The organism is Sphingomonas palmae, from assembly GCF_900109565.1.
GTDB lineage: Bacteria > Pseudomonadota > Alphaproteobacteria > Sphingomonadales > Sphingomonadaceae > Sphingomonas > Sphingomonas palmae.
Map to the genome: position 1 here is coordinate 131812 of NZ_FNZZ01000001.1, position 17365 is coordinate 149176.

Sequence of the window (17365 nt, forward strand, 5' to 3'; positions counted from 1 at the left end):
AACTTTTCTGTCATCAACCCGCTTCTAGGCTTGCCATAGCTTGCGCGCGCGCAGCATAGCGCGCGCCATGACGACACGTTTCGACAAGAACCGCCTGCCCAGCCGCCACGTCTCGGTCGGACCCGAGCGCGCGCCGCACCGCAGCTATTATTACGCGATGGGGCTCACCGAAGAGGAGATCGCTCGGCCGTTCGTGGCACTCGCCTCGGCGGGCAACGACAGCGCCCCGTGCAACACCACGCTCGACGCGCAGGCCGACGCGGCACGGCGCGGGGTGGAGCAGGGCGGGGGCATGCCGCGGCGCTTCAACACCATCACCGTCACCGACGGTATCGCGATGGGGCATCAAGGCATGAAGTCCAGCCTCGTCAGCCGCGAGGTAATCGCCGATTCGGTCGAACTTTCAGTGCGCGGTCACTGCTACGACGCGCTGGTTGGTTTCGCCGGCTGCGACAAGTCGCTGCCCGGCATGATGATGGCGATGCTCCGCCTCAACGTTCCCAGCATCTTCGTCTACGGCGGGTCGATCCTGCCCGGTCGGTTCGAGGACCGCGACGTGACTGTCGTCGACGTATTCGAGGTCGTCGGCCGGTACGCCGCCGGAACGTGTCCGATCAGCGAGGTTCACGCGCTCGAGAAGGTTGCCTGTCCGGGACACGGCGCCTGCGGCGGGCAGTATACCGCCAACACGATGGCCTGCGTCGGCGAGGCGATCGGATTGTCGTTGCCGAACAGCAACATGGTGCCCGCACCTTACACCTCGCGTGAGCAGATCGCGGTTGCGGCCGGCGCGCAGGTGATGGAGCTGCTCGCCGCCAACATCCGCCCGCGCGACATCTGCACGCGCGAAGCCTTCGTCAACGCCGCGCGCATCGTCGCGGCGACCGGCGGATCGACCAATGGCGCGCTGCACCTGCCCGCGATGGCGCACGAGGCGGGCATCGAGTTCGACCTGTTCGACGTCGCCGACATCTTCAAAACAACGCCTTACGTCGCCGACCTCAAGCCTGGCGGGAAGTACGTCGCCAAGGACATGTACGAGGCCGGGGGCGTCTACATGCTGATGAAGACGCTGCTCGTCGAAGGCTTGCTCTACGGCAACTGCCTGACGGTAACGGGCCGGACGCTCGCCGAGAACATCGACCAGGTGACGTGGAACCCCGATCAGAAGGTGATCTACGACGCACGTACCCCGATCACACCAACCGGCGGTGTTGTCGGTCTGCGCGGCAGCCTCGCGCCCGATGGCGCGATCGTCAAGGTCGCCGGCATGCACCGACTGCAGTTCGAGGGGCCGGCGCGCTGTTTCGACTGCGAGGAGGATGCCTTTGCCGCGGTCGAGGCGCGTGCGATCAACGAAGGTGAGGTCGTCATCATTCGCTACGAAGGACCCAAAGGCGGTCCGGGCATGCGCGAGATGCTGTCGACCACCGCTGCGCTCTACGGGCTCGGATTGGGCGAGAAGGTCGCACTGATCACGGACGGCCGCTTCTCGGGTGGTACCCGCGGCTTCTGCATCGGCCACGTCGGACCGGAGGCGGCCCAGGGCGGGCCGATCGCGCTGGTCGAGGACGGCGACACGATCCGTATCGACGCCGACGCAGGCACGATCGATCTCGACGTCGCCAATGATGTGCTCGCACGTCGGCGCGCTGGCTGGCAGGCGCGGCGCAACGACTACGGCTCGGGCGCATTGTGGCGTTATGCTCAGAATGTCGGTCCTGCCTGCAAGGGCGCTGTCACCCACCCCGGCGCCGCTGCGGAAACGCATGTCTACGCGGATATCTAGCGCTCTGCTGTTCGCCACGGTCGCCGCCGCCTGCTCGCCTGAGCAGACCGCGAACACGCAGGTGCTGGCGAATGTCGAGGCGGCGCAGGACCAGGAAGCGGCCGATGACGGGCTGATCAACTGCGCGGTCGGCGCCGCGGCGACCTTGTCGCGCGTATGCAGTGTCGAGCGGCAGGATAGCGATCGTGGGCTGCTGCTGACGGTGCGGCACCCTGATGGGGGTTTCCGGCGTCTGCTCGTGACCAAGGACGGGCACGGCGTGGTCGCGGCGGACGGTGCGCAGCAGGCGCAGGTGACGCTCGTCGGCACCAACGAGATCGAGGTCGCGCTCGGCGACGACATCTACCGCTTGCCGGTCACGGTGAAGCCGACCGACCTCAAGCGCCAGTGAGAAAGATCGCCGGCGCCGCGGTGCTGACCGCAGTCGAGATGCGCGCGGCAGAGGCGGGTGCGTTCGACCGCGGCGATGACGCAGTCGCAATGATGCAGCGCGCGGGGCACGCGTGCGCCGCAGCGGTCGGCCGTCTCTCCGCCGGCGCGGAGGTGCTGGTGCTGTGCGGGCCGGGGAATAACGGCGGCGATGGTTACGTGATCGCGGCGAGCCTGGCGGCTGCCGGGCAGCCGGTCCGGGTCGCGGCTCTGGGTGCGCCGAACACCGACACGGCGGTGCAGGCGCGGACCGGCTGGCATCGTCCGGTCGAGGCGCTCGGTGAAGCCTTCCCGGCCCCGGTGCTGGTCGATGCGCTGTTCGGCATCGGCATATCGTGTCCACTCGATGACACGGTAGTGGCTGCGCTCTCGCGCCTGGGCGAGGCGGCACGGCTGACGATCGCGGTCGATCTGCCGAGCGGCGTTGACAGTGACAGCGGCGCGCGGCTCGGCTGTCCGGCACCGGTCGACCTCACGCTGGCACTCGGCGCGCTCAAGCCCGCACACCTGCTGCAACCCGCGGCGGCGCTGTGTGGCACGGTGCGCCTGCTCGACATCGGAGTCGACGCTTCCGCAACGGCGCAAGTCATTGGACCACCAACGCTGCCGGAGCCCGGTCCGCAGTCGCACAAGTTCAACCGCGGCATGGTCGCGGTCGTGCGCGGGCGGATGGCGGGTGCGGCGGAGTTATGCGCCACGGCGGCGATGCACGCGGGCGCAGGCTATGTCGCGCTGCTCGGCGCGTCGATGCCCGGTGCACCGCACGCCTTGGTCCGGCGCAGGCTCGACGACGAGGCGCTCGCCGATCGCCGCATCGCCGCGCTGGTCGTCGGACCGGGGCTGGGTCGCGACGACGACATGCGCGCGCTGGTCGAACGGGCGCTCGCCAGCGAGCACGCGCTCGTCATCGACGGCGACGCGCTTCATCTCGTCACCCCCGAGCAACTGCGCACGCGCGGCGGGCAGATCATCCTGACGCCCCATGCCGGCGAGTTCGAGGCGCTGTTCGGACGCAGTGACGGCAGCAAACTCGACCGCGCCCGCGCCGCCGCGAACGCGTCAGGCGCGACCGTGGTGTTCAAGGGTCCCGACACGGTCATCGCGGCACCCGACGGCCGGACGCGGCTCGCCCCGGCGGCGAACAACTGGCTGTCGACCGCGGGTAGCGGTGACGTGCTCGCAGGTGCGATCGCATCCTGCCTGGCCGCCGGTCTCGACCCGCTCGCTGCGGCAGCGGCGGGCGTGTGGCTCCACGGCGAGGCGGCAAGGCGCTGCGGTGCGGCTTTCATCGCCGACGATCTCGCACGCGCGCTGACGCAGGCCCGCGCCGCGCTGACGTGACGCGCGGGGCAAACCGTTCTAGGGCGCCGGCATGACCACGATTATACGCGTCGCAGCGCGCGGCGAGGGCGTTGCCGAGGACGGTCGCCACGTGCCCTTTGCTGCGCCCGGCGACACGCTCGGCCCCGATGGCGCGATCACGCCCGGCCTCCACCATCAGAGCCCGCCGTGCCGCCACTTTCCAACCTGCGGCGGATGCCAGCTGCAGCATTTGGACGACGAAAGCTGGTCCGCGTTCCTGACCGACCGCATCGCCGGCGCACTCGCCGCGCAGGGCCTGTCGACCGAGATCCGCGCCGCGCAGCTTTCGCCACCGCGCACGCGTCGTCGCGCGACGCTCCACTACGACCCCGCCGGCCGCCTCGGCTTCGCCGCCGAGAAAAGCCACCAGCTGATCGACCTGCACGAGTGCCACGTGCTCGCGCCCGAACTGTTCGCGCTGGTGCGCCCGCTCAAGCGGCTGCTGCCGGTCTTCAAGCCCAAGTGCCGACTCGACCTTCACCTGATCCTCGCCGATCAGGGCGTCGACGTGCTGATCACCGGCGTGACGCCGTCTGGGCTGGCGCACGCCGATGCGATCGCCGACTTCGCGCAGGCGCATCGCATTGCACGCATTGCGTTCGATGACGGGCTCGGCCCCGAGACGCACTGGGAGCCTGATGCAGTCACGATCACGCTCGGCGGCAAGCCGGTCCCGCTGCCCCCCGCCGCGTTCCTGCAGGCGACACGCGAGGGGGAGGCGGCGCTGGTCGCTGCCGTACGTGAAGCGATCGGTAGCCCGCGGATCACCGCCGATCTGTTCGCCGGGCTCGGCACCTTTGCGCTGTCGCTGCCAGGGCGTGTCTACGCCGCCGAAGGCGGGCGCGACGCGATCCTGTCGCTCAAGGCCGGCGCCGACCGTGCGCAACGGCTTGTCTTCACCGAGCACCGCGACCTGTATCGCCGCCCGCTCACGACCGCCGAACTCGATCGCTTCGACGCGGTCGTGCTCGACCCGCCGCGCGCCGGCGCGCGCGAGCAGATCGACGCGCTGGCCGCCGCGCGCGTGCCGGTGATCGCGTATGTCTCCTGCAATCCCAGCAGCTTCGCGCGCGATGCGAAGATCATGTGCGAGGGCGGATACCGGCTCGACTGGATCGTGCCCGTGGGTCAGTTCCGGTGGTCCACCCATACCGAACTCGCCGCGCGCTTCTCGCGTCAATAATCCGCGGCGACGAAGAACAACCCATCGGGCGGCGCGTTGAGCCCGAGCTCCGCGCGGTCCGCCGCGACCAGAGCCTCGCGCAGCCGCTCGACGCTCCACCGCGCGAGGCCGACGAGCACGAGGCACCCGACCATCGATCGTACCTGATGATGGAGAAATGACCGCGCCGCCGCCTCCACCATCACGCGGTCACCGACACGTCGCACGTCGAGCCGCGCGAGCGTCTTCACCGGGCTGGCCGACTGGCAGTGCACCGAACGAAAGGTGGTGAAGTCGTGGCGACCGACCAGCACCTGCGCGGCCTCCGCCATCGCTCCTGTGTCGAGCGGCTGCGGCACCTGCCACGCGAGACCGCGCTCGAACGTCAGCGGCGCGCGGCGGTTGACGATGCGGTATTCGTAAGCACGCCCCAGACACGAGAAGCGCGCGTGCCAGTCGTCCGCCACTTCCTCGCATGCCAGCACTGCGACCGGAGCGGGCCTGAGCCGCGCGTTGAGCGCCTCCATCAGGCGAAACGGCGTGATCGCCTTCGCCACGTCGACGTGCGCGCGCATTGCGAGACCGTGGACGCCCGCGTCGGTCCGCCCGGCGGCGTGGACCGTCGCCGCCTCGCCGGTAACCGAGTGCAGCGCATCCTCGATCGCGCCCTGCACGCTGGCGCCGTGTGGCTGGCGCTGCCACCCCATGAACGGCCGCCCGTCGAACTCGACCGTTAGCGCGAAGCGCGTCACGTCAGTTCGGTCCCCGACCGAACCGGAAAGCCACGCAGCATCTCCTCCGCGCTCGTCATCCCCCGCCCTGCGCGTTGCACCAGCCTCGGGCGCAGCGCGCCGTCGCCGCAGCCGATCGTCAGCGCCGCGTCGACCGTGACGCCCTCGCCACCCGGGAAGGTGAAGGGCAGCACGTCGGCGGCGAGCACCTTTACCCGCTCACCCGAAACCTCGAACCACGCTCCGGGGGCCGGGTTAAGCCCACGCACCAGCCGCTCGATCTCGCGCGCGCTGCGCGTCCAGTCGATCTTCGCCTCGGCCTTGCTGATCTTCGCGGCGTAGGTGACGCCCGCGTCGGGCTGCGGCACCGGCGGATGCGCGTCCACGTCGGCGAGCACCTCGACCATCAGTCTCGCCCCCATGTGCGCCAGCTCGACCGTCAGCTCGCCCGCGGTCTTTCCGTCGATCTCCGTACGCCCTTCCAGCCGCACCGGTCCGGTGTCGAGCCCGGCCTCCATCTGCATGATCCCGACGCCCGTCTCCGCGTCACCCGCCATGATCGCGCGCTGGATCGGCGCCGCGCCGCGCCAGCGCGGCAGCAGCGAGCCGTGGACGTTCAGGCACCCGAGCCGCGGCGCGTCGAGCACCGCCTGCGGCAGAATCAGCCCGTAGGCGGCGACGACGCCGATGTCGGCGTTCAGGCCTGCCAACGCCACCTGTTCCTCCGCGCCCTTCAGCGACACCGGCGTGCGCACCGGAATGCCGAGCGCCTCCGCCCGGCGCTGCACCGGCGAGGCGACCAGCTCGCGCCCGCGTCGCCCGCCCGGTCGCGGCGGCTGGCTGTACGCCGCGACGATCTCGTGTCCCGCCTCGACCAGCGCGTCGAGCGTCGGCACCGCGAAGTCGGGGGTTCCCATGAAGACGATCCGCATAAGCGCCGCCTTTTCCACAACGCGCGGGTCGCGTCACCCCACACGCTGGCGCGAACGCCGCCGCGTTGCCATATACCGGATATGGCATCCCCCGAGATCGAGGCGCTGACGCAGGCGCTCGCCCGTCTGCCCGGCTTCGGTCCCCGATCCGCACGGCGCGCGGTGCTGCACCTGGTCAAGAAGCGCGAAAATGCGCTCGTTCCTCTGCGCAGCGCGCTCGCGGCGGTTGAGGAGCGGCTGTCGACCTGCTCGACGTGCGGGAACGTCGATACCAGCGATCCGTGCGCAATCTGCGCCGACCCACGACGCGATCCGCGCTCGCTGTGCGTGGTGGAGGACGTGAGCGACCTGTGGGCGCTGGAGCGATCGCGTCTGTTCCCCGGTCGCTTCCACGTGCTGGGCGGGCGACTGTCGGCGCTGGAAGGCGTCCGGCCCGAGGATCTCGCGATCGAGCCGCTGGTCGCGCGCGTCGCGAAAGGCGAGATCGATGAGGTCGTGCTCGCGATGAACGCGACACTGGAGGGGCAGACGACCGCGCACTATGTCGCCGACCGGCTGGAGCGTTATCCGGTACGACTGACGCAGCTGGCGCACGGTTTGCCGGTGGGCGGTGAGCTCGACTATCTCGACGAGGGTACGCTCGCGCAGGCGCTGCGGGCTCGCCGTCCTGTCGCCTGACCGCATCGCTTGACGCTGGAATGACAGCGACCTAGCTGCCGCGGTCATGGCCATTCTCCCGATCGTCGAAGTTCCCGATCCCGTCCTGCGCAAGGTGTGCGAGCCCGTCGCGCAGGTCACCGACGAGGTGCGCGGCATCGTCGCCGACATGTTCGACACGATGTACGACGCGCGTGGCATCGGCCTGGCAGCGAGCCAGGTCGGTATCCTCCAGCGGATCGTCGTGATCGATCTGCAGGAACGGCCAGAAGGCGAGGGTGAGCCGGCCGACGACGCCGCGGAGGCTGACGCGGGCGGCACGCGCAACCCGCACGCGTTCATCAACCCCGAACTGGTGTCGGTCAGCGAGGAAACCTCGACCTACAACGAGGGCTGCCTGTCGATCCCCGAGCAATATGCCGAGGTGACCCGCCCTGCGCGCTGCCACGTTCGCTGGCTCGACACCGACGGTCAATCGCGCGAGCAGGAGTTCGACGGGCTGATGGCGACCTGCATGCAGCACGAGATCGACCATTTGAACGGCGTGCTCTTCACCGACCATATCTCGCGGTTGAAGCGCGGCATGTTGATGAAGAAGCTCGAGAAGATGCGCCGCAACGGCTGAGTGCCGGCGTGATGCGGTAGTAGAACCCGCGGGTACATTCGCGCTTTCCTACGACAAACGTTCGTTCTATGTTCCCTTCGCGCGGCGCATTCGCGCGCATACGCCCGCGCGCACCTGCGTAGGGCTGTGACCTTTGTGACTTTCCACCGGAGTCCCGCATGGCCGAGACATTGCTGATCGCCCTTGTTGCCTTGGTCGTCGGCGTGGCGCTCGGCTGGTTCCTGGCGCGGCAGGGGACAAGCGGCGTGATGGCGGAGCGCGATCAGGTCCGTACCGAGCGCGATGCCGCACGCGCCGAGCGCGACGCGCAGGCCGAGCAGTTCCGCCGCGCGATCGCCGATCTGGCAGGCGCCGAGGAGCGCGCACGCGCCGCCGAGCAGTTGCGCCACGATCTCGCGCAAGCCCGCGACGAGCGCGAAACCGCGCGGCTCCACGTGTCGCGGCTGGAGGCGGAAGGACGCGCCGCGGAGCAGCGGATCGCCGACCTGAAACTCGCCGCCGACGAGATGAGCCTGCGCTTCAAGGAAGTCGCGCAATCGGCGCTGGGGGACGCGCAGAAGCAGTTCCTCGAACGTGCCGAGGCTCGGCTGCGCCAGAGCGAGGAAGCGACGGGGCAGGGGATCAAGGCGCTGCTTCAGCCGGTAAACGATCGCCTGCTGCGCTACGAGGAGGGCGTCCAGCGGATCGAGGCCGAGCGCCGCGATGCGTTTGGCCAGCTTCACGGTCAGATCGAGGCAATGCGCGCCGGGCAGGAGCGCGTCTCGGGCGAGGCGGCGAAGCTCGTCAATGCGCTGCGCAACGCGCCGAAGGCGCGCGGCCGCTGGGGCGAGCAGCAATTGCGCAACGTGCTCGAGTCGTGTGGTCTCGCCGAGCACACCGACTTTCAGATGGAGGTCAGTGTCGCGCTCGACGACGGCGCGCGATTGCGCCCCGATGCGATTGTCCGCATCCCGGGCGGCAAGTCGCTCATCATCGATGCCAAGGTGTCGCTCAACGCCTATCAGGACGCGTTCGGAGCGGTGGACGAGAACGAGCGCCAGTTGGGCCTCGCCGCGCACGCCTTGTCGATGCGCAACCACGTCACCTCGCTCGGCAACAAGGCCTATTGGAGCCAGTTCGACGACGCGCCCGACTATGTCATCATGTTCGTGCCCGGCGAGCATTTCCTTGGTGCCGCGCTCGAGCATGATCCGAAGCTCTGGGACGACGCCTTCGATCGCAAGGTGCTGCTGGCGACGCCGACCAATCTGATCGCGATCGCGCGTACCGTGTCGGCAGTGTGGCGCCAGGAGAAGCTCGCCGCGCAGGCGCAGGAGATCGCAACGCTCGGCAAGGAGCTCTACAGCCGCCTGGCGGTGATGGGCGGGCACGTTGCGAAGTTGGGCAAGAATCTTGACACCGCGATGGGCGCGTACAACTCGTTCGTCGGCAGCCTCGAGAGTCAGGTGCTGACCAGCGCGCGGCGGTTCGAGGCGCTCAACATCGACACCGGCACCAAGTCGATCGAGACGCTTCCCGTGGGCGAGCAGGCGGTGCGCCCGCTCACCAAGCTCAGCTACGACGCCGCGGCCGAGTAAGCGTCAGCGCCGCATCAGCCCCATCGCCACCGTCACCAGCCGCGCCGCGATCTGCGCGCACAAGCGGTGCGGATCGTCGCGATCGGGGACGTACTCGGCGAGGATCAGACCCACGATCGTGCCGCGCGCGGCGAGTCCGTGGAGCAGGTCGAGGCAATCCTCGTAGCTGAGTCCGCCCGGCGTCGGCATCGCCACGGCCGGAAACACCGCCGGATCGATCCCGTCGCAGTCGATCGACACGACGTAGCGCTCGCCCCCGGGTCGCTCCGCCAGCACCGCGTCGGCACCGCGGCGGTGCCACTCGCGCGCGGTGACGATCTGGTCGCCGAACCCGCGTGCATCGTCGTGCTGCCACGCTTCGCCGCTGCCTAAGCCCCGGATGCCGACCTGCACCATGCCCGTCACCCACGGCATCTCGGCCGCCCGCCGCATTGGCGAGCCGTAGCCGTTATCCTCGTCCTGGATCGTGTCGCCCCAATCGACATGCGCGTCGATCTGCACCACGGTGATCGGACCATAGCCGTCAAAGGCGGCGATCACCGGGATCGGCACCGAATCGTCGCCGCCCAGCACAACCGGCAGCGCGCCCGCCGCCAGCACCTGCTCGACCGCGGCGGCGATACGGTGGCGATTGCCCGCGGCGTCCTGCACCTCCGTCACGACGTCGCCTGCGTCGACGCCGATCGCTTCGCGGCGCTCACCCTTCACCAGCAGCGTCGCATCAAGGTCGAAATCGTGTTGGAAGACCTGCCCCGCAAACTGCTGGGATGCTGCGCGGATCGCGCCGGGTGCATCAGCCGAGTGGCTGCGGCGAGCGGGATCGTACGGCGTTGCCTCCGCCGCACCCAGCACCACGACGGGCGTGTCGGGCAGGTTGTCGAGCGTGGCGGCGGGAAGGCGGAGGAATGTGGGAAAACCGATGGTCACGCCGCTGCAAACTGCCGGGCGCCCGCTTCGTTGCCGCTGTCTCGCGGTTCAGCGATGATGGGCAAGCACCTCGTACGCCATCACCGCGGTTGCCACCGCCGCGTTCAGGCTGTCGGCCTTGCCCAGCATCGGCAGCTTGACCAGCAGATCGCACTCCGCCTCGTAAGCCTCGGGCAGCCCCTGCGCCTCGTTGCCGGTCAGCAGGAATGTCGGCGCGGCATAATCGGCGCTGCGATAATCATGCTCGGTCTGCAGGCTCAATCCGACGAGCTGGCCGGCGCCGCCGCGCAGCCAATCAACGAACGGCGTCCACTCGGTCCGCACGATCGGCACCGTGAACAATGCCCCCATGCTGGCGCGCACCGCCTCGACCGAGAATGGATCGACGCACTCGCCGATCAGGATCAGCCCGCCTGCGCCGACCGCGTCGCCGGTGCGCAGGATCGTGCCGAGATTGCCGGGATCGCGCAGCCGCTCCGCCACCAGCCAGATCGGCGCGGCACGGCGATCGAGATCGGCGAGCCCGGTCTCGAACGCGGCGAAGACGCCCACGACTGCCTGCGGATTGTCTTTCCCGGACAGTTTGGAGAGAATGTCGGGCGTCGTCTCGATCGCCTCGCCGCCGGCACCCTCGACGGCGTGGATCAGCGCCTCGACGAGCGGGTGCCGAGCCGATGCCGCGGCGAAGAAAAGGTAGCGCGGCACGCGACCGGTCTCGCGCGCCTCGGTCAGAATACGCAGCCCCTCCGCCAGAAACAGGCCCTGTTCGCGACGGTGACGCTTGTCGCGCAGGTCGCGGACCTGCTTGATCAGCGGGTTGGAATAAGCGGTAATCGTGCGTGGCATCGCGTACACTCGTCAGGCGGGATCAATCCTCGCCGAACTTGTCCTCCACCAGCGCGCACATCGTTGCGACGACCATCTCGGCATCGTCGCCGGCCGCACTGATCGTGATCGTGTCGCCCTTCGCCGCGCCCAGCATCATCAACCCCATGATCGACGTGCCGGTGACGGTGGAGCCGCCACGCGCCACTTCGACCGGAACCGGCTGTGCGGCGGCGAGCGTCACGAACTTGGCGCTGGCACGCGCGTGCAGCCCGCGGCGGTTGGTGATCTCCACGGTGCGCGACGCGGTCACGCCGCTGCCTCGCCGAGCACTTCGGAGGCGACCGAGATATACTTGCGCCCCGCCTCTCGTGCGGCGGCAACCGCGGCCACGACCGACATCGCCTTGCGTGCCGATTCTAGCCGGATCAGCATCGGCAGATTGATGCCCGCGATCACTTCGATACGGCCACGTTCCATCAGCGAGATCGCGAGATTGGACGGCGTGCCGCCGAACAGATCGGTCAGCACGATCACGCCGCGCCCGCCATCGACATCGGCGATCGCGCGCGCGATGTCGGCGCGGCGCGCTTCCATGTCGTCGTCGGGACCGATCGCGACGGTCGCCACCTGCTTCTGCGGACCGACGACGTGCTCCATCGCGGTGACGAACTCATCGGCCAGCCGGCCATGCGTGACGAGCACCAGCCCGATGATCTGCATTGACTTACCGTTCATTGACCCTGCGGTCGCCCCTCAAGCGTGTCCTGCGGTGCTACCGCCAGATCGCGGTGCAGGATGGTGGGCGAAAACCCCGCGTCGCGCAACCGCGCCGCTACTCGCTCCGTCACGTGCACCGATCGATGTTTTCCCCCGGTACACCCGAACGCGACCGTAACATAGGGCTTTCCCTCCGCTCGGTAGCGCGGCAGCAACAGCAGCAGCAGCTCCTCGATCCGGCTCACCGCCTCTTCATACGCCGGGTCGGCGGCGACGTAGGCGGCGACCGCCGGATCGCGTCCCGTTCTGGGGCGAAGGCTCGGCTCCCAGTGTGGATTGCGCAGAAAGCGCATGTCGAACATCAGATCGGCCTCGTGCGGGACGCCGCGGGAGAAACCGAACGACTCGATCGTCAGCGTCGTCGCGGCCTCTGCTCGACGTTCGAACAGCGCGCGCACCTGTTGGGCCAGCGCATTCGCCTTCAGATCGGTCGTGTCGATCAGCCGGTTGGCCCAGCGGCGCAGCGGCGCGAGCAGACCGCGCTCGGCGATGATACCGTCGCGGACGGGTCGGTCCTCCGCCATCGGATGGCGGCGTCGCGTCTCGGCGTAGCGACGCGCGAGCTCGTCGCTGGAGCAATCGAGAAACAGCAGTCCGATGTCCAAATCGGCACGCTCGCGCAGCGCCGTCACCTGCGTGATGAACGCGTCGGGATCGAAGTCGCGCGTGCGCGATCCGAAGCCGAGCGCGAGTGGGCGGTTCTCTCCTCCAGCATCGGGCTGCGTGCCGTGCAGGAACCGCATCAGGAGCGTCAGCGGCAGATTGTCCACCGTCTCCCAGCCGATGTCTTCCAGCGTCTTCAGCACCGTCGACTTACCGGCGCCCGACATGCCGACGACCAGCAGCACCTGCATCGTCACGCGTCTACCTCGGCGATGATCTGCCGCAGCGTCGCTTCAACCTTGATCGGGGCGGAGGGAGGGCGAGGGTCAATCACGACCTCGCGTACGCGAAGGCCCGCGATCATGCGCCAGCGCGCTTCGGGCATACGGTCGACTTCATCGCCGAGGCTTACCACCAATTTCACCGGGGTGGAGGCCGCAAACGCGCGCTCTACGATGCCCAGCCCGCGTATCTCGATCTTGCCGGCGATAGTGGGCGGCGGAGAGGCGATCACCGCGTCGCCGGCGCGAACCAGATCAGTGTAGTCGTCGCTGACCAGCAACGCGCCGCGATCGATCAAGCGTAGCGCCAGATCGGATTTGCCCGCGCCTGAGGGACCGGTGAGCATCACGCCCTGCCCATCGATCGCGATCGTGGTCGCGTGGACACATGAGGTGGGCGATTCCGCACTCACGCCGAGTCGTCGCGCTCGGCGATCGGCAGTCGTACCACGAAGCGGGCACCACTCAGGCGATCCTCCCGGCTCTCGACCGCGATGCTGCCCTGATGCGCCTCGACGATCGTTCGCGCGATCGCCAGCCCCAGCCCCGAGTGCTTCCCGAATGCCTCTTCGCTCGGCCGAACCGAGTGGAAGCGACGGAAGATTGCTTCGCGCGCCTCGGCGGGAACGCCCGGCCCCTCGTCTTCCACCCGCACCTCGACATCGTGATCGATGCGGCGGACGGCGATCGAGACGATGCCGCCGTCGGGCGAGAAGGACAGCGCATTGTCGAGCAGATTGTCGAAGACGCGTTCCAGCCGCGCGCCCTCCGCCATCACCGGCACCTCCGCGCCGGGCAGCAAGTCGAGATGAAGGCGAATGCCGCGCGTCGACCCGCGCTGATTGCGCTGTGCGAGCAGGCCCTCGATCATCGCGATCAGGTCGATCCGCTCGAACTTCGCGCGGCTCAACTGCGCGTCCAATCGCGAGGCTTCCGAAATGTCGGTGATCAGGCGATCGAGCCGGTGCACGTCGTCGGCGACGATCGCGAGCAGTCGCGCCTGCGCGTCGCGGTCGTCGACTCGGGCGAGCACGTCGACCGCGCTGCGGAGCGAGGCGAGGGGGTTCTTCAACTCGTGCGTCACGTCGGCAGCGAACGCCTCGGTCGCGTCGATTCGCGCACGCAGCGCAAGGCTCATGTCGGATAGCGCGCGCGCGAGCATCCCGATCTCGTCGCGTCGCTCAGGCAGGCGGGGCACGACGACCTCACGGGCGCGGCCGAGGCGGACACGTACCGCCGCGCGCGCCAAGCGACGCAACGGATCGACGATTGTGCGTGCGAGGAACAGCGAGAGCGCGACCGAGATCAGCAGCGCCGTCAGCACGACCAGGCTCAGGCGATATCGCTCGACACGAACCCGCTCGGTGATGTCGCGCGCGTTGATCGTCGACAGGATGGTCGATCGATTGGGTAGCACGGCAGCGGCGGTGATGACGGGGGTACGATCGGGCGCGCGCCACACCGTTGCCGACAGCGCATGCGTGCTGCGTGCCATGTCGGGATCGGGTGGCATCCCGTTTCGTGCCGGATCGTAGGTCGGAGAGGACGGTGCGCGAACGATGAAGTCGATGCCCGCATCGAGCCACCGCGCGGCGCGCTGGCTCAACCCGTCGGTGCGCGGGTCAACCAGCGTGAAGGCGGGACCGCCCAACTGCTCGCTGTCGAGCAGGACAGCATCGTCGGGCGCGAGCAGTTGCAGACGCGCACCCGTGTCACGCGCCAGTCGCGTCAGCAAGGCAGGTCGTGCGGCCTTGGGGGCGGTGGCGAGCGCTTCCGCCATCAGCCCCGCCTCGCGCCTGACCTGATCGACCCGGCTGTCGAGGATGCGCGTGCGGAACGAGTCGAGATAGAAGAACCCGCCGCCGAGCAGCAGCAGCGCGAAGACGTTCACCGCCAGGATACGCGGCGTCAGCGATACCTGATCCGACCACCGCGCGGTGGGGTCGCGCGGATCACTCCTCGGAGAAGCGGTAGCCGGCGCCATACAGCGTCTCGATCGAATCGAAGTCGCGGTCGACCTCGCGGAATTTGCGTCGGACGCGCTTGATGTGCGAGTCGATCGTGCGATCGTCGACGTAGATGTCGTCCTGGTACGCCGCGTCCATCAACTGGTTGCGCGTCTTCACGATGCCGGGCCGCTGCGCCAGCGTCTCCAGGATCAGGAACTCGGTGACGGTCAGCGTAACCGGCGTGCCGTTCCACGAAACCCGGTGCCGCGCTGGATCCATGATTAGGCGACCGCGCTCGATCGGTCCGTTCGCCTCGGCCTGGTCGGCGTCGTGGCCGGCGGACAATTCGGTACGCCGCAGGATTGCACGGATACGCGCGATCAGCAGTCGCTGGCTGAACGGCTTGGCGATGTAATCGTCTGCACCGAGGGCGAGGCCCAGCGCCTCGTCAAGCTCATCGTCCTTGCTGGTCAGGAAGATCACCGGCGTCGTCTGCTTCTCGCGCAGGCGACGCAGCAGCTCGAGCCCGTCCATCCGGGGCATCTTGATGTCGAGAATCGCGAGATCGGGCGGGTTCTCGATCAACGCCTTCAACGCCGCTTCGCCGTCAGGATAGAGGCGTGTCAGGAAGCCCTCCGCCTGCAGTGCGATCGAGACCGAGATCAGGATGTTGCGATCATCGTCGACCAGGGCGATCGTTGCACTCATGACGCGCTCGCTAGTCCAAACGACGGCGAGGCTCAATGCGCTACGATGCGCCGAGCAGGCCGTTGCATGATGGTGACGTGAACCGCGTGACTGAGCTGGTGACCCCTACGAGAATCGAACTCGTGTTTTCGCCGTGAGAGGGCGACGTCCTAACCGCTAGACGAAGGGGCCGTGCGCGGTGTGAGGCGCGCTGATACGGGTGGCTGTCAGCCTCGTCAAGCACCCTTTTGGACGCGCGCTGGCGGAGAGCGGCGCCGCCGTTCTCTGCCAGCGTGGGTAGTCAGGCAGCCTTGCGACGCTCCGCCATCTCGGTGTTGAGCATCTCCGCCAGCAGGAAGGCGAGCTCGAGGCTCTGACCTGCGTTCAAGCGCGGATCGCAATGCGTGTGGTAGCGGTCGGCCAGGCTCTGTTCGGTCACGTCGATTGCGCCGCCGGTGCATTCGGTAACGTTCTGCCCCGTCATCTCGGCGTGGATGCCGCCGGCGTGCGTTCCTTCGGCGCGGTGTACGGCGAAGAAGCCGCGCACCTCGGTCAGGATGCGATCGAACGGTCGCGTCTTGTAGCCGTTCGCCGCCTTCACGACGTTGCCGTGCATCGGGTCACACGACCAGATCACCGGATGGCCCTCGCGTGTCACCGCGCGCACGAGACGCGGCAGATGCGCCTCGATCTTGTCGTGACCGTAGCGGGTGATGAGCGTCATGCGGCCGGGCACGCGCGCGGGGTTGAGCGTGTCGAGCATCCGCAGCAAGGCGTCGGGCTCAAGGCTCGGTCCGCACTTGATCCCGATCGGATTGCCGATCCCGCGCAGGAATTCGACGTGGGCCGAGCCTTCGAAGCGCGTGCGATCACCGATCCAGAGAAAGTGCGCCGACGTGTCGTACCAGTCGCCGGTCAGCGAATCCTGTCGCGTCATTGCCTGCTCGAACGGCAGCAGCAGCGCCTCGTGGCTGGTGTAGAAGGTGGTCTGCGACAGCTGCGGCACGGTATCGGGGCCGATCCCGCACGCTTCCATGAAGTCGAGCGCCTCGCCGATGCGATCGGCAGTTTCGGCGTATTTCTTCGCCCACGGGCTGCGACCCATGAAGTCGTGCGTCCAGCGATGCACTTGGTGCAGGTTGGCGTAGCCGCCCTGTGCGAAGGCGCGCAGCAGGTTTAGCGTCGCGGCAGACTGCGCATAGGCGCGCACCATCCGCTCAGGGTCGGGCAATCGCGACTCGGGCGTGAACGCGATGTCGTTGACGTTGTCGCCGCGGTAGCTCGGCAGTTCGACGCCGTCGATCACCTCGTTCGGTGCCGAGCGTGGCTTAGCGAACTGGCCCGCCATGCGCCCCAGCTTGACCACCGGCAGCTTGCTGGCGAAGGTCATCACCACTGCCATCTGCAGGATGACGCGAAACGTGTCACGGATGTTGTTGGGATGGAATTCAGCGAAACTCTCCGCGCAATCGCCACCCTGTAGCAGAAATGCTTTCCCTTCTGCGACGCGGGCGAGATCGCCGGTCAGGTTGCGCGCCTCGCCCGCGAAGACCAGCGGCGGGAAGTTGGACAACCGGTTTGTCGCATCCTGCAAGCGCGCCGCGTCGGGGTAGACGGGAAGCTGGCGTGCCTCGTGACGGGTCCAGCTGTCGGGGGCCCAATTCGCGGCCATGATCAATTCCATCTTGATGTTCGAGCAATAATCCGTGCGTCCGTTACCCTCTACACGCAACGAAGGAAACCTTGCAGATAGTCACGCTCTGTTGTGGCGGCGCATCAGAAAAGGTCGAGCGCACCACCACGGACATCGAAGATCATATACGCAATCGCGAGCGCCCATCCGCAAAGGCAGAAGGCCCACAACAACGTCCACTGCGTACCGCGTCGCATGATCGATCGCCTGCCTGTCCCGGCAGATGCGAGGTGCACCCGGTTTGCTGAACCGCGGCTGAGCAGCGGGGAGTGTCACCGCGAGTCACGCCTGCCAAGCGCTGCGACGAAGCGCCCGCACGCCGCACTGGGCATGCTTTCCGCATTGAATCGTAAGGA

Annotated in this window: 18 protein-coding genes and 1 tRNA gene; 7 read left to right on the forward strand and 12 right to left on the reverse strand. The window is 68.2% G+C overall.

The genetic code is table 11. The features are described from left to right. The first annotated feature begins 67 nt into the window (after nucleotides 1–67). Genes ilvD through BMW51_RS00610 form a run of 4 tightly spaced genes read left to right on the forward strand, consistent with a single transcriptional unit; the run spans nucleotide 68 to nucleotide 4763 of the window. Nucleotides 68–1789, forward strand: a complete 1722-nt coding sequence (ilvD, locus tag BMW51_RS00595) for a dihydroxy-acid dehydratase (RefSeq protein WP_093002357.1) — start codon at nucleotides 68–70, stop codon at nucleotides 1787–1789. Continuing rightward, nucleotides 1770–2180, forward strand: coding sequence for a hypothetical protein (locus tag BMW51_RS00600; protein ID WP_093002359.1), 411 nt, complete (start codon nucleotides 1770–1772; stop codon nucleotides 2178–2180). The genes ilvD and BMW51_RS00600 overlap by 20 nt, the downstream gene beginning before the upstream one ends. Beyond that, a complete protein-coding gene (locus BMW51_RS00605; RefSeq protein WP_093002361.1) occupies nucleotides 2177–3559 on the forward strand; it encodes an NAD(P)H-hydrate dehydratase in 1383 nt (460 codons plus the stop codon). Before BMW51_RS00600 ends, BMW51_RS00605 begins: the two co-directional genes overlap by 4 nt. A gap of 31 nt (nucleotides 3560–3590) precedes the next feature. Further along, entirely contained in the window at nucleotides 3591–4763 is a 1173-nt protein-coding gene (locus BMW51_RS00610) for a class I SAM-dependent RNA methyltransferase (RefSeq protein WP_093002363.1), read from the forward strand. On the opposite strand, the gene truA is transcribed toward BMW51_RS00610, so the two are convergent. Both truA and fmt read right to left on the reverse strand, forming a co-directional pair. Then, a complete protein-coding gene (gene truA, locus BMW51_RS00615) occupies nucleotides 4757–5494 on the reverse strand; it encodes a tRNA pseudouridine(38-40) synthase TruA (RefSeq protein ID WP_093002365.1) in 738 nt (245 codons plus the stop codon). The genes BMW51_RS00610 and truA overlap by 7 nt on opposite strands. After that, a complete protein-coding gene (gene fmt / locus BMW51_RS00620) occupies nucleotides 5491–6405 on the reverse strand; it encodes a methionyl-tRNA formyltransferase (RefSeq protein WP_093003726.1) in 915 nt (304 codons plus the stop codon). The genes truA and fmt overlap by 4 nt, the downstream gene beginning before the upstream one ends. Nucleotides 6406–6486: 81 nt before the next feature. On the opposite strand from fmt, the gene recR reads away from it, so the two are divergent. The 3 genes from recR (at nucleotide 6487) to BMW51_RS00635 (ending at nucleotide 9264) form a co-directional block, all read left to right on the forward strand. After that, entirely contained in the window at nucleotides 6487–7083 is a 597-nt protein-coding gene (gene recR, locus BMW51_RS00625) for a recombination mediator RecR (protein WP_093002367.1), read from the forward strand. Between the two features lie 46 nt (nucleotides 7084–7129). Next, complete coding sequence (gene def / locus BMW51_RS00630; protein ID WP_093002369.1) at nucleotides 7130–7687, forward strand: peptide deformylase; 558 nt, start codon at nucleotides 7130–7132, stop codon at nucleotides 7685–7687. Nucleotides 7688–7845: 158 nt separating this feature from the next. Further along, nucleotides 7846–9264 (forward strand): DNA recombination protein RmuC, encoded by a 1419-nt coding sequence (locus BMW51_RS00635; protein ID WP_093002370.1) that lies wholly within the window; start codon nucleotides 7846–7848, stop codon nucleotides 9262–9264. Between the two features lie 3 nt (nucleotides 9265–9267). Here BMW51_RS00635 and BMW51_RS00640 read toward each other — a convergent pair whose 3' ends face one another. The 10 genes from BMW51_RS00640 to BMW51_RS00685 form a co-directional block, all read right to left on the reverse strand. Next, on the reverse strand, nucleotides 9268–10191 hold the full coding sequence (locus tag BMW51_RS00640; RefSeq protein WP_093002372.1) for an arginase family protein: 924 nt from the start codon (nucleotides 10189–10191) through the stop codon (nucleotides 9268–9270). Nucleotides 10192–10239: 48 nt separating this feature from the next. After that, nucleotides 10240–11037 (reverse strand): TrmH family RNA methyltransferase, encoded by a 798-nt coding sequence (locus BMW51_RS00645; protein ID WP_093003728.1) that lies wholly within the window; start codon nucleotides 11035–11037, stop codon nucleotides 10240–10242. Between the two features lie 22 nt (nucleotides 11038–11059). Then, nucleotides 11060–11329: an HPr family phosphocarrier protein gene (locus tag BMW51_RS00650; RefSeq protein WP_093002374.1), complete on the reverse strand. Its 270-nt coding sequence runs from the start codon at nucleotides 11327–11329 to the stop codon at nucleotides 11060–11062. Beyond that, on the reverse strand, nucleotides 11326–11733 hold the full coding sequence (locus BMW51_RS00655; protein WP_093003730.1) for a PTS sugar transporter subunit IIA: 408 nt from the start codon (nucleotides 11731–11733) through the stop codon (nucleotides 11326–11328). The genes BMW51_RS00650 and BMW51_RS00655 overlap by 4 nt, the downstream gene beginning before the upstream one ends. A gap of 17 nt (nucleotides 11734–11750) precedes the next feature. After that, nucleotides 11751–12650: an RNase adapter RapZ gene (gene rapZ / locus BMW51_RS00660; protein ID WP_093002376.1), complete on the reverse strand. Its 900-nt coding sequence runs from the start codon at nucleotides 12648–12650 to the stop codon at nucleotides 11751–11753. Between the two features lie 2 nt (nucleotides 12651–12652). Next, entirely contained in the window at nucleotides 12653–13093 is a 441-nt protein-coding gene (locus BMW51_RS00665; protein ID WP_093002378.1) for an HPr kinase/phosphorylase, read from the reverse strand. Next, entirely contained in the window at nucleotides 13090–14664 is a 1575-nt protein-coding gene (locus BMW51_RS00670; protein WP_093002380.1) for an ATP-binding protein, read from the reverse strand. Before BMW51_RS00670 ends, BMW51_RS00665 begins: the two co-directional genes overlap by 4 nt. After that, on the reverse strand, nucleotides 14633–15337 hold the full coding sequence (locus tag BMW51_RS00675) for a response regulator transcription factor (protein WP_093002382.1): 705 nt from the start codon (nucleotides 15335–15337) through the stop codon (nucleotides 14633–14635). Before BMW51_RS00675 ends, BMW51_RS00670 begins: the two co-directional genes overlap by 32 nt. Before the next feature lie 96 nt (nucleotides 15338–15433). Continuing rightward, nucleotides 15434–15508 (reverse strand) — tRNA-Glu (locus BMW51_RS00680). Nucleotides 15509–15617: 109 nt separating this feature from the next. Then, the gene (locus tag BMW51_RS00685) at nucleotides 15618–16988 is read right to left on the reverse strand and encodes a class II 3-deoxy-7-phosphoheptulonate synthase (protein ID WP_093003732.1); all 1371 of its coding nucleotides are present in this window, start codon (nucleotides 16986–16988) and stop codon (nucleotides 15618–15620) included. Nucleotides 16989–17365: the final 377 nt, after the last annotated feature.

Bases quoted from the DNA above. Each gene is read 5' to 3' on its own strand.
- BMW51_RS00600 (WP_093002359.1), top strand. From the start codon at position 1,770: ATGTCTACGCGGATATCTAGCGCTCTGCTGTTCGCCACGGTCGCCGCC.
- BMW51_RS00645 (WP_093003728.1), bottom strand. From the start codon at position 11,037: ATGCCACGCACGATTACCGCTTATTCCAACCCGCTGATCAAGCAGGTC.
- BMW51_RS00685 (WP_093003732.1), bottom strand. From the start codon at position 16,988: ATGGCCGCGAATTGGGCCCCCGACAGCTGGACCCGTCACGAGGCACGC.
- ilvD (WP_093002357.1), top strand. From the start codon at position 68: ATGACGACACGTTTCGACAAGAACCGCCTGCCCAGCCGCCACGTCTCG.
- fmt (WP_093003726.1), bottom strand. From the start codon at position 6,405: ATGCGGATCGTCTTCATGGGAACCCCCGACTTCGCGGTGCCGACGCTC.
- def (WP_093002369.1), top strand. From the start codon at position 7,130: ATGGCCATTCTCCCGATCGTCGAAGTTCCCGATCCCGTCCTGCGCAAG.
- BMW51_RS00635 (WP_093002370.1), top strand. From the start codon at position 7,846: ATGGCCGAGACATTGCTGATCGCCCTTGTTGCCTTGGTCGTCGGCGTG.
- BMW51_RS00675 (WP_093002382.1), bottom strand. From the start codon at position 15,337: ATGAGTGCAACGATCGCCCTGGTCGACGATGATCGCAACATCCTGATC.
- rapZ (WP_093002376.1), bottom strand. From the start codon at position 12,650: ATGCAGGTGCTGCTGGTCGTCGGCATGTCGGGCGCCGGTAAGTCGACG.
- recR (WP_093002367.1), top strand. From the start codon at position 6,487: ATGGCATCCCCCGAGATCGAGGCGCTGACGCAGGCGCTCGCCCGTCTG.
- BMW51_RS00670 (WP_093002380.1), bottom strand. From the start codon at position 14,664: ATGGCGCCGGCTACCGCTTCTCCGAGGAGTGATCCGCGCGACCCCACC.
- BMW51_RS00610 (WP_093002363.1), top strand. From the start codon at position 3,591: ATGACCACGATTATACGCGTCGCAGCGCGCGGCGAGGGCGTTGCCGAG.